Origin of the sequence: Phenylobacterium sp. (assembly GCF_035944335.1) — a bacterium.
GTDB lineage: Bacteria > Pseudomonadota > Alphaproteobacteria > Caulobacterales > Caulobacteraceae > Phenylobacterium.
This window is the reverse complement of the sequence record NZ_DASZBG010000094.1, coordinates 1-9,935: the sequence shown is the minus strand read 5'-3', so window position 1 is coordinate 9,935 and position 9,935 is coordinate 1. Positions and strand designations below refer to the sequence as shown.

General features: G+C 69.6%; 15 protein-coding genes. 10 read left to right on the top strand and 5 right to left on the bottom strand.

From position 1 onward, the window contains the following. Positions 1 to 870: LysR family transcriptional regulator (locus VGT80_RS15995; RefSeq protein ID WP_327457541.1), on the top strand; the 870-nt coding region annotated here is incomplete at its 5' end. A 42-nt stretch (positions 871 to 912) separates the two neighbouring features. Here the strand turns inward: VGT80_RS15995 and VGT80_RS15990 are convergent. The 3 genes from VGT80_RS15990 to VGT80_RS15980 all read right to left on the bottom strand — a co-directional run bounded on the left by VGT80_RS15990 (position 913) and on the right by VGT80_RS15980 (position 3,539). Further along, the gene (locus tag VGT80_RS15990) at positions 913 to 2,448 is read right to left on the bottom strand and encodes a class I SAM-dependent methyltransferase (RefSeq protein WP_327457539.1); all 1,536 of its coding nucleotides are present in this window, start codon (positions 2,446 to 2,448) and stop codon (positions 913 to 915) included. A gap of 200 nt (positions 2,449 to 2,648) precedes the next feature. Further along, the gene (locus tag VGT80_RS15985; protein WP_327457537.1) at positions 2,649 to 3,104 is read right to left on the bottom strand and encodes a hypothetical protein; all 456 of its coding nucleotides are present in this window, start codon (positions 3,102 to 3,104) and stop codon (positions 2,649 to 2,651) included. Positions 3,105 to 3,278: 174 nt separating this feature from the next. Beyond that, the gene (locus VGT80_RS15980) at positions 3,279 to 3,539 is read right to left on the bottom strand and encodes a DUF2164 domain-containing protein (RefSeq protein ID WP_327457535.1); all 261 of its coding nucleotides are present in this window, start codon (positions 3,537 to 3,539) and stop codon (positions 3,279 to 3,281) included. A gap of 15 nt (positions 3,540 to 3,554) precedes the next feature. On the opposite strand from VGT80_RS15980, the gene VGT80_RS15975 reads away from it, so the two are divergent. The 9 genes from VGT80_RS15975 (at position 3,555) to panB (ending at position 8,833) form a co-directional block, all read left to right on the top strand. Next, positions 3,555 to 3,902 (top strand): ArsC family reductase, encoded by a 348-nt coding sequence (locus VGT80_RS15975; protein ID WP_327457533.1) that lies wholly within the window; start codon positions 3,555 to 3,557, stop codon positions 3,900 to 3,902. Between the two features lie 178 nt (positions 3,903 to 4,080). Further along, the gene (locus tag VGT80_RS15970) at positions 4,081 to 5,106 is read left to right on the top strand and encodes a nucleotidyltransferase domain-containing protein (RefSeq protein ID WP_327457531.1); all 1,026 of its coding nucleotides are present in this window, start codon (positions 4,081 to 4,083) and stop codon (positions 5,104 to 5,106) included. A 116-nt stretch (positions 5,107 to 5,222) separates the two neighbouring features. Then, entirely contained in the window at positions 5,223 to 5,696 is a 474-nt protein-coding gene (locus tag VGT80_RS15965) for a hypothetical protein (protein WP_327457529.1), read from the top strand. 10 nt (positions 5,697 to 5,706) lie between these two features. Continuing rightward, positions 5,707 to 6,246 carry an RNA polymerase sigma factor gene (locus tag VGT80_RS15960; RefSeq protein WP_327457528.1) on the top strand — a complete coding sequence of 180 codons (540 nt, stop codon included), beginning with the start codon at positions 5,707 to 5,709 and terminating at the stop codon, positions 6,244 to 6,246. Beyond that, positions 6,233 to 6,541, top strand: a complete 309-nt coding sequence (locus tag VGT80_RS15955) for a hypothetical protein (protein WP_327457526.1) — start codon at positions 6,233 to 6,235, stop codon at positions 6,539 to 6,541. Before VGT80_RS15960 ends, VGT80_RS15955 begins: the two co-directional genes overlap by 14 nt. 102 nt (positions 6,542 to 6,643) lie before the next feature. Continuing rightward, the gene (locus tag VGT80_RS15950; protein WP_327457524.1) at positions 6,644 to 7,030 is read left to right on the top strand and encodes a DUF6249 domain-containing protein; all 387 of its coding nucleotides are present in this window, start codon (positions 6,644 to 6,646) and stop codon (positions 7,028 to 7,030) included. 22 nt (positions 7,031 to 7,052) lie between these two features. Then, complete coding sequence (locus VGT80_RS15945) at positions 7,053 to 7,634, top strand: RNA polymerase sigma factor (RefSeq protein ID WP_327457522.1); 582 nt, start codon at positions 7,053 to 7,055, stop codon at positions 7,632 to 7,634. Further along, positions 7,627 to 8,004 (top strand): hypothetical protein, encoded by a 378-nt coding sequence (locus tag VGT80_RS15940; RefSeq protein WP_327457520.1) that lies wholly within the window; start codon positions 7,627 to 7,629, stop codon positions 8,002 to 8,004. The genes VGT80_RS15945 and VGT80_RS15940 overlap by 8 nt, the downstream gene beginning before the upstream one ends. A 1-nt stretch (position 8,005) precedes the next feature. Then, complete coding sequence (gene panB / locus VGT80_RS15935; protein WP_327457518.1) at positions 8,006 to 8,833, top strand: 3-methyl-2-oxobutanoate hydroxymethyltransferase; 828 nt, start codon at positions 8,006 to 8,008, stop codon at positions 8,831 to 8,833. 107 nt (positions 8,834 to 8,940) lie between these two features. On the opposite strand, the gene VGT80_RS15930 is transcribed toward panB, so the two are convergent. Next, complete coding sequence (locus VGT80_RS15930) at positions 8,941 to 9,612, bottom strand: isoprenylcysteine carboxylmethyltransferase family protein (RefSeq protein ID WP_327457516.1); 672 nt, start codon at positions 9,610 to 9,612, stop codon at positions 8,941 to 8,943. Between the two features lie 65 nt (positions 9,613 to 9,677). Next, positions 9,678 to 9,935: hypothetical protein (locus VGT80_RS15925; RefSeq protein WP_327457514.1), on the bottom strand; the 258-nt coding region annotated here is incomplete at its 5' end.

The window sequence follows — 9,935 nt, the reverse complement described above, 5'->3', positions numbered from 1 at the left end:
GCCCAGGCCGGGTCCATCGCCGGCGCCGCCGATCGCCTGTTCCGAACGCCATCAGCGATCACCCGGCAACTGCAGAGGCTGGAGGCTGGCTTGGGCGCCGAGCTGCTCGACCGTTCGGTCAAGCCGCCGCGCCTGAACGCGCTGGGCTCCAGGGTGCTCGAACAAGCCCGGGATCTGCTGCAGCGGACCGAGGCGCTGAAATCCCTGACGTCGACCGACGCCGAACCTCACGGCCTCCTGCGCATCGGGCTCACGCATCCCTTGGCCGTGGGGACTCTCGTCGAACCGATTCAGGCGCTGACGGAAAGATACCCAAAGCTCAGACTGCAGCTGTTGAGCGAGTTCAACGGCGGATTGTTCAACCGGCTGCTCGCGGGTGAACTCGATGTTGCCGTCGTGGTCTTGCCTGTGGGCAGAACCGCGCCTCCACCACTTCTGACGAATATCATCGCGACGGACCGCGCGGAGATCGTCCAAGCCACGGCAGGCAAGGTCGACGGCGATTGGAAAAGCTTGGGCGGAGCGCCCTGGGTGCTCAATCCGCTTGGGTGCTTCCTGCGGGCAACCCTCATCGATCATATGGAGCGCGCCGGCTGCACCCCCATGATCGCGGCTGAAATCCACAACGTGCACCTGCAGCTGGCGTTCGTTCAGGCGGGATATGGACTCGGACTACTGCCGGCGAGCTTCATTGCCAGGAACAATTCTCTCGGCACGGTCGAAGTGTTGCGACCGCCATCATTCGACTTGCGCATGTCCGTCGCGATCGTGCGGGCTGGACAACTCGGCGCCCTGGAGAAGGCGGTCCGACTGCTGGAAGACGGCATTCGTGATGTGTTTGAAGTCGCCGATCCAAGGACGCCCGCCTAGAGCTTCGCTGTTGGGCGCGCGCCGACTGCGGGCGTCGTCGGGTCAGACCACGCCGAGCCTGCGGTAGAGCGGCAGCTTGGCCTCGATGAAGCCGGCGATGCGCGCCTGGCGCTCGGCTTCGATGCCCGCCGGCTCGGCCGGCGCCTTGCCGTCCTTCGGCCGCGGCGCGCCGGTCTTGGCCATCTCTTCCGCCCCGAGCCCGGCGATCACCGCCGCATCGGATTTCCCCTCAGCCACATCCCACAGCACCAGCGCCTCGGCGGCGTTGACCTCGACGCCGCTTCCGATCAGCGGAGCGGCCAGGTGTCCCGGGGTCGGCTCATGGGCATGGCGGCTCAGCACCGCGCGATTGAACGCCCGCGCCGTCTCGCCGCCGTCCGCCGCCTCGGAGACCGGATGGATCTTGCGGCTCCCCACGAGCAGGGCGATGGCCTGGTAAAGCACGGTGGGCGGGGCTTTCGAGACGCTCGGCAGTTGCGCCAGTTCACCGTAGCAGCGCGGCGCCTCCGCCAGGGCGTCGAGGATCGGCCCATAGACCCCCGGATCGCCGGTCAACCGCCCGGCCGGGATCGGGAACTCCAGCGACACGTCCTTGGCCGGCATCAGGAGCGCGAAACGCACCTGGTTCAGCCGGTCGCTCATCTCCTGCCTCGGCAGGACGTTGCGGCCGCGCACGAAGATATCGCGCCGGAACGGCTTGTGGCTGGCGTGGTCCAGCAGCGTCTCGCGCCAGATTCGGTCCGACGTTTCCCGGATCGCCGTCTGCAGTGTCCGCGGCGCGGCGAGGTGGACGATGTCGTCGACGGCGTTGGCCGTGGCGGCGAAGGCCAGCCGTGCGCCCGCGAGCTCGCGGGCTACATCGGCGTGGAACTGCGGCTTGGAGCCCTCGTGCAGATATTCGTGCACCAGGTAGGCGGCCGGCTGCCGCAGCGCGCGCTCGATCGCCGGCTTCACCGAGGGCGCATTGGCGAAATAGTGGGCCTTGTCCTCGATCATCTGCAGCGCCGCCTGCAGGGCGGCCACGACGCGGGTCTCGGCCTCGCCGGTCCCGCGCGACACGTGCTCGGCCACAAATCGCTGCAGCGGAATCAGGGGCGCCCAGGCGGGCAGGCAGTTGTAGGAGACATAGACCAGGCCGCCCGGCTTCAGCAGCCGGTCGAGGATCTGCACGATCTCGGCGCGGCGGGCGTCGTCGACCCAGCTGTAGATGCCATGCAGGGCGATCACCTCGAAACGCGGCAGGCGGTCGTCCGGCAGGGCCAGCAGTTGCGCGAAGCTCAGGTCCGCGAAGGTGACATTGGAAAGCCCTGCCGCGTCGGCCAGCCGCTCTGCGTTGGCGATCTGCCCGGGATGGAAGTCGACGCCCCAGAACGCCATGCCCGGGTTCGCCGCGGCCAGCAGATTGAGGCCGTAGCCTTGGCCGCAGCCCAGCTCCAGGTATCGCGCGCCCGGGCCAAGCGCCGGCGGGCGCACCCCCTGGCGCAGACAGGCAAAGGCCATGAACCCCGGGGCCAGCTGCGGATAGAAGTGGTTGGTGTACTGGACGTCCGTGAAATATCCGCCCGACCAAGCGGCCATGTCGCCCCCCCACGCTGAGGCTGCAGGTTTAGCGGCGCCGGCCGAAAGGACAACGTCGCGTCGGCCGACCGGTTTGTCCCGCTCGTAGATCGCCTCGGCGAGGCTTGGGCAGGCGCAGGCCGCCGGGTCGCGCCCGCGGCGAGGGGGCCGGGTGGGTCTGCCGGCTCGGCGAAGCCTGGCGGCTCCGCAAACGGCCGCGCCTAGTCCTCGGCCGCCAGCCGCTGGAACACCTGATAGCCCTGCGCATACATGCGGATCAGGGCGTCGCGCGCCGGGGCTACGGCGCGGTAGCCTTCCAGGCTGTAGCGCAAGGTGTTGCCCTCCCGGGCCACCCAGCCCGCCTCGAGCAACTGCCGCGTCTTGCGCCGCACGGTCTCCTTGGGGATGCCGGTGGAGTCGGCGATGGAGCGTACATTGGTGCCGAAGCCGGGCAGGGCGCCGTGACCTTCCGGGGCGACGGTTTCGAGCTTGCGGAAATCGGGATGCCGGCTGGACTGTAGGATGATCACCACCATGACCAGCGCCCGCTCCAGGTCGCCGCCGCAGGTCTCCCGCATCACGGTCATCAGATGGGCGAAGGGATCGACCAGCTCATAGGCGACGGTCCTCGATTGATTGCTGACCAGCTCGACCAGATCTGGGAGGGATCGTTTCACGAGCGGGCGGCGACCTCGGGCGCGGCAGGGGGCGGCGAATCCTGCCGATCTAGAGCAGTCCGGCCTCCCAGGCCATGGCGACGGCCCCCCGGGCCGCGCTACAACCGCGGTTTGGTGTTTCCCCCGCAAGGGCCGGCAACGCCCCCGGCCTGATCGCCGCCTGACGCATGGGACTCAGACGTCCTTCACCGGCGTCTCCAGCTCGTAGATCGCTTCGGTGATCAGCTCGACCTTGGCGCGGAACAGGACCTGCGCGTCCTGCAGGCCCTGATTGTAGAACCGGGGTCCGATCCGCTCGGCGATGAAATCCAGCAGGAACTGGGCGCCGAATCCGGTGATCTCCACCTCCAGTTCGTCCTTGAGATAGTCTTTGAGCGCGCGGGCCAGCGCCTCGCGCGTCTCTTTGCTGAGTTCGATCTTCGACGTCTTCGTCATGGAGGAACCCCGTCCTTGCCTGTCACCCTCTACGGTATCCGCAACTGCGACACGATGAAGAAGGCCTGGACCTGGCTCGATGAGCACGGCGTCGCCTACGATTTCCACGACTACAGGAAGGCGGGCCTCGACCGCGCGCGGCTGGAGGCCTGGGCCGGGCAGGTGGGCTGGGAGCGCCTGCTGAACCGCGCCGGGACCACCTTCCGGAAGCTGCCCGACGCCGACCGGCAGGACCTCGATCAGGCCAGGGCGATCGCCCTGATGCTGGCCCAGCCCGCGATGATCAAGCGCCCGGTGCTGGAGACGGCCGCCGGCCTGCTGGTGGGGTTCAAGCCCGCGGAATACGCCGCAATCTTCGGCTGAGGCGCATTGCGCGGCGGCCTGGGCGCGGCTAGCCTCGCCGTCTCGATGGAGGCCCGAGCGCCCGTGATTATTTCCAGCCGCTTGAAGTAGTCCCCCGCCGGGCGCGACGCCCGACGACCGGATTCCGCGGGCCCGCGCCTGGCGCGTGGCCGCGCCTGCCTCATCGACTGGAACCATCATGCCCAATCCCAAAGACCGCGCCCCCGCGCGCGAGCCCACGCCGCATCCCGAGCTGAACGCCGTCCTCGCCCACCTGGTCGGGGAGGCCAAGGCCCTGCTGGGCGACAACTTTATCGGCGCCTACCTGCAAGGCTCCTTCGCGCTCGGCGACCACAACGAGAACAGCGACTGCGATTTCATCATCGTCACGCAGCGGGACATCACCCTGGACGAGCTGCCCGCCTTCCAGGCGATGCACGCGGCGATCCACGAGCTGCCGCATCGGCGTTGGCGCCACGGGCTCGAGGGCGCCTACGCGCCGGCCGCCATCCTTCGCCGCTGGTCGCCGACCCCGCGCGACCCGCCCGGCGAGGCCCGGAGCGAGACCTGGAAGGACGAAGGGACCTCCGGCAGCCCGCCCAGGGCCTATCCCTTCTGGTACCTCGACCACGGGGCGAAGCATCTCATCCGCTCTGAACACGACAACACCCAGGTGGTCCGCTGGTGCCTGCGCGAGAAGGGCGTGACGCTGGAGGGCCCCGATCCCAAGCGACTGATCGACCCGGTGCCCACCGAGGCGCTGAAGGCCGAGGTGCGCGAGACCATGGACCGCTGCCTGGCCCTCGACCTGCATCCCATCGACAACCGCGCCTGGCTGCAGTTCTGGGTCGGGCTCTACTGCCGGATGGCCCACACGCTGTCGACCGGCCAGATCGCCTCGAAGAAGGCCGGGACGGCCTGGGCCAGACAGGCGCTCGATCCGCATTGGACCCCGTTCATCGAGCGCACCCAGGCGGCGGGCAAGGGCACGCCGGAGGGCTTCGATCCGATCCCGGCGGCGGACGCCGCCGAGGCCAAGGCCTTCGCGCGCTATGTGATCGAATGGACCGACCGCAAGGCGAAGGCCCAGGCGGTGATCGCCGCCCGTCTGGCTCAGGTCCGCGGTGGGCCGCCGCGGCGCGATCCCCGCGGGCCCGGCGGACCGGGCCGGGGCGGGACCACGCCGCCCGCCTTCCGGCCGGGTCAGCGAGGCCGACGTGGCTAAGCTTCGCGTTCGGGAGGATACTGGCCGCGCCGCATCCAAAGCGGGCGGGCGCGGCGACTAGGAGATGAGAACGGCCGGGGAGGGGCTCCGCGTCGCGTCTCTGGGAGCCCTGGCTCATGTATTTCGACGATTTCTTCCGCAGCTACTGGTGGCTGCTGTTCCCGATCGGCTTTTTCGTGTTCGGCGCCTGGGACCGCTGGCTCGCCTACAAGCGCAGCCGCGACCACCTGGAGCTGATCAAGACCTACGCCGCGCAGGGCAAGGAGCCGCCGCCGGAGCTGGTGAAGGCCGCCCAGGACCCGATGGCCGATCCATCCTGGGGCGCCGGCGCGCCGCCCTATCCGCCGTACGGTCCCTTCGGCTACGGCCGCCGGGCCTGGCGGCGCTACTACCGCTGGGGACCCTACTGGCAGTGGCGCTCGGCCTTCGTGACCGGGGCCGTGGCGGCCGGCTTCTGGTTCGCCTCGGAATACGCCGACATCCCCGGGACCGATGACGCGTTCCGGCTGGTGGCGATCATCATGAGCTTCGTGTTCGTCGGAAACCTGCTCGGCGCCATCTTCTCGAGCACCTTCCGCGGCGGCCGATGAAGTCTGGCCGATGAACATGGAGGGCCTCGACGAGTCCCTCGTCGCGGCCGCGCAGGCCGGCTCGACCCAGGCCTTCTCGCGTCTCGTCGAGCGGCACCAGCAGGCGGTGCGGGCCTTCCTGCGCCGCGCCTGCGGGGACTGGGCGCTGGCGGACGACCTGGCGCAGGAGACCTTCCTCGCCGCCTGGCCGCGTATCGGCCGGCTGAAGGCCGGCGCCAGCGTGCGGGCCTGGCTCTGCGGCATCGCCTACCGCAAGCACCTGACCAGCCGCCGCTCCGCCGCCCGCAGCCGCACCCGCGACGCCGCCTACGAGGCCGAGCGGATCGTGCCCGCGGCCGGGGCCTTGGACGACCGGCTGACGCTTGAGACCGCCATGGCCGAGCTGCCGACCGACCAGCGGGCCTGCGTGGCCCTGTGCCTGGCGGCGGATTTCAGCCATGCCGAAGCCGCCGACGCCCTCGAATTGCCGCTCGGCACCGTCAAGAGCCATGTGGCGCGCGGCCGGGCGCGCCTGTTGATTGCGTTGGGAGTTCCAGATGACGCCTGCTGACGCCCGCCTGAAGGCGCTGTTCGCCCACCACGCCCCGCCGGCCCGCGACCCGGCCTTCTCGGCCGCCGTCGTCGAACGGCTCGTGCGGCGCCGTTGCCTGCAGGACCTGGCCCTGCTGGGCGGTCTGAGCACGGTGGGCGGCGTGGCGCTCTGGGGCCTGTGGCCGGTGCTGCAGCCGGCGCTCATCGCGGTGTCGGACCGCCTGGCGCCTTCGGCCTGGGCCCTGGCCGTGGCCTTCTGCGCGGTGGCCGCGCTGGGCGGGCTGGGCGAGCGCGCCCCCGCCGTGGAATCATGACCAAGATTTCACCCGTGAATTTGCATCTGTAGCCGGGCGTCCAGGCCTCTTTCTCATCAGAAACGGGCTGAACCGCCTGCCTGCATCGAGAGGAGAACCACTATGGATCCGGGCGTCATCGGGACCATGATCCCGATCTTTTTCTTCGGCATGATCGCCGCCATCGTCATCGTGCCGCGCTATTTCCAGAGCCAGGAACGCCAGAAGATGGCGGAAACCCTGAAAGCGGCCATCGAGAAGGGCCAGCCCCTGCCGACCGAGGTGGTGGACGCCATCTCGTCCGGCGTGAAGGCGCCGCCGACCCCGCAGCGCGATCTGCGCGCCGGCATCATCTGGCTGGGCATCGGCGTGGGCCTGGCGGCCATGGGCTGGACGCTCAGTTTCGAGGATCCGGACGCGACGTTCCCGCTGATCGGGATCGCCTGCTTCCCGGCCTTCATCGGGCTGGCCTTCATCGCCATGTACTTCGTCAACCGCGGACGCCGATAGGCGGGCAGCGGGGGATCAGCCCATGGCGGGCGTAACCAACCTCAGCTTCGCCAACCTGCACGACGTGGAGCTTTGCAGCCACGCCGCGACGGGCGACCGGCGGGCCTTCGGCGAACTCGTCCGCCGCAACGGCTCGGCGGTCCGCGGCCTGCTGCGCCGGATGGGAGCCCAGGCCGCCGAAGCGGACGACGTGGCCCAGGACGCCTTCCTCACCGCCTTCGAGCGGATCGGCGAATTCCGCGGCGAGGGGACCTTCGCGGGCTGGGTCAAACGCATCGCCGCGCGCCTCTATCTGCGGCGTCTGCAGAAGGAGCGGCGGCTGGGCGCGGCCGCCGAAGACGTCGCCGATGAGCCGGATACCGCCGCCCCGGACGCCGACGCCGCCATCGACCTGGATGAGGCGATGAAGAGGCTGAGCGCGGCAGAACGGTTGTGTGTCACCATGTGTTTCGGGGCGGGGCTTTCCCATGCAGAAGCGGCGGAGGCCTTGAACCTGCCGCTTGGAACGGTCAAATCCCATGTCAAACGTGGTCTGGAGAAGCTCCGAGCGCGACTGGCGCCGGGCGACAGTGCGGGTCTTGCAGGGAGGCGTGGCAATGGCTGAGATGGAGTTCGAGCGCCGCCTCGAGCGCCTGTTCGCCGAGGTCCCGGAGTTGCCGGACGCGCAGGCCTTCGCCGAGCGTGTCGAACGGCGTCTGGCCACCGGCTGGACCGCGCGCCGCTGGCTGATCGGGGCGGCCGGCATCGCCGGCGGCGTCATCGGCGCCAGCCAGCTGATCATGTCCAACCTCTTCCAACGGGTGGAAAGCGCTGGCGACAGCGCCAAGGTGCTGGAACAGGGGCTCAGCCAGCTCACCCCGCATGAGGGCTGGGTCTCGGGGTTCGCCGACGGAGGGGCTGTGGTATGGGTCGCCTCCGCCCTGGCCATCGTCGCCATGGGCTTTACCCTGACCCGGGTGATCGAGGAGCTTTAGTTTGTCGTCGCATCGCCAGTCGGCCGTCAGGCGCCTCGCCGCGCCGGACATCGCCGCGCGCAAGGGCCAGACGCCGATCGTCTGCCTGACCGCCTACACCGCCCCCATGGCCGAGCTGCTGGATGAGCACTGCGACCTGCTGCTGGTCGGCGACAGCCTCGGCATGGTGGTCCACGGCCTGCCGAACACGGTCGGCGTGACCCTGGAGATGATGATCCTGCACGGCCAGGCAGTGATGCGCGGCTCCAGCCGGGCCATGGTCGTGGTCGACATGCCGTTCGGCTCCTACGAAGGCGCCGCGGAGGCCGCCTACGAGAACGCGGCTCGTCTGATGAAGGAAACCGGCGCCCAGGCCGTGAAGGTCGAGGCCGGCGAGACCATCGTCGACAACATCGCCTATCTGGTGAAGCGCGGCATCCCGGTCATGGGCCACGTGGGGCTGAGGCCCCAGGCGGTGCTGATGGACGGCGGCTTCAAGGCCAAGGGCAGGGGCGAGGGCGAGCGCGCCCGCATCCTGGCGGAGGCCCGCGCCACCGCCGAGGCCGGGGTCTTCGCCATCGTCGTCGAAGGCGTCGCCGAGGGGCTGGCCCGCGAGATCACCCAGGCTGTCGCGGTCCCCACCATCGGCATCGGCGCCTCGGCCGGCTGCGACGGCCAGATCCTGGTCACCGACGACATGCTGGGCCTGTTCGACTGGACGCCGAAGTTCGTGCGCCGCTACGCCGACCTGCGCGGCGAGATCAGCGGCGCCGTCGGCCGCTATGCCGACGACGTGCGCGAACGCCGCTTCCCGGGACCCGCCGAGATCTATTTCGCCAAGGCGGGGTAGGGCGCGGGGCCGGCCCTCTCCGCGCGGCCCCCTCTTCGCCGAGACGCCAAAGCCTGCCTTCGACCCAAGGTGGAAGCTCGCTCGTCGCTCATGGACGGCGCCCCCGACTACCAGACCATCGGCGCCAGCCGGTAGCGCACGCGGTCGCGATAGTCGCTGTATCCGGCGAGGTGGGCCACCAGGAACGTCTCCTCACGCATCAGTCGCCACACGATGACAGGGACCAGGAGGGCCGCCGGGATAAGCCCGAACCATGAGCCCAGCGCCAGGGGTATTCCCGCAATCATGATGAGGGCGCCGGCGTACATGGGGTGCCGTACGACAGCGTAGGGACCACTGGCGATCACATGCTGGCCCTCGGCGATCTCGATGGCGCCGGCGGTGAACGTGTTTTCGCGGAAGGTGAGGAAAACAATCAAGAAGCCGATGGCGATCATCCCGTGGCCGGCCAGCGAAACGGCGGCGGGGGCCTGGGACCAGCCGAACCGTTCGTCGAGCCCTGGCACGGCGAAGGTCGCCACGAAGACCAGCCCGGCCAGCCCCTGAACGACGTTCTGGATCGGATCGGCCTCCGAGCCCGGCCCCGCCTTTACGCGCCGTTCCAGCAGGGCCTTGTCGCGGAACCAGAGCCAGAGGGTGATGACCCCGGCGCAGCCAAAGAACACCGCCAGCGTCGACCAGGCGCGCCCGTCGTCCAGCGTGCCCGCCAGACCGAAGAGCACGCCTGCAATGACCGCGAACAAGAACATGAATCCTGCAAAGGCCCGCGCCAGCAGCATGCTCGGACCGCGAAGTCGAGGGTTCGGGCCTCCCTGGCCAAGCCGTCTGGACGACCCAGGGTCCGTCACCGTGGCCCGCGCTTGGGCCGCTTCGCGGTGCGCCTGGGTCCCACCTTGGCGGCGGCCACGCAGCGGGATTTGACGGTGACGCTGACGGCCGTGTCCTTGTCGCTGGTCTGGTCGGAATACAACTGCAGGATCTTGCCCTGGCGGGCGCAGGTCTGCCTGGCGATGGCGTAGGCGGACCCGGGCGCGCTGGAGAACGTGTCCGACCGGGCAGGGATCGGCCAGCCCACGCCGAGGGCGGCGGCGAGGATGGCCAG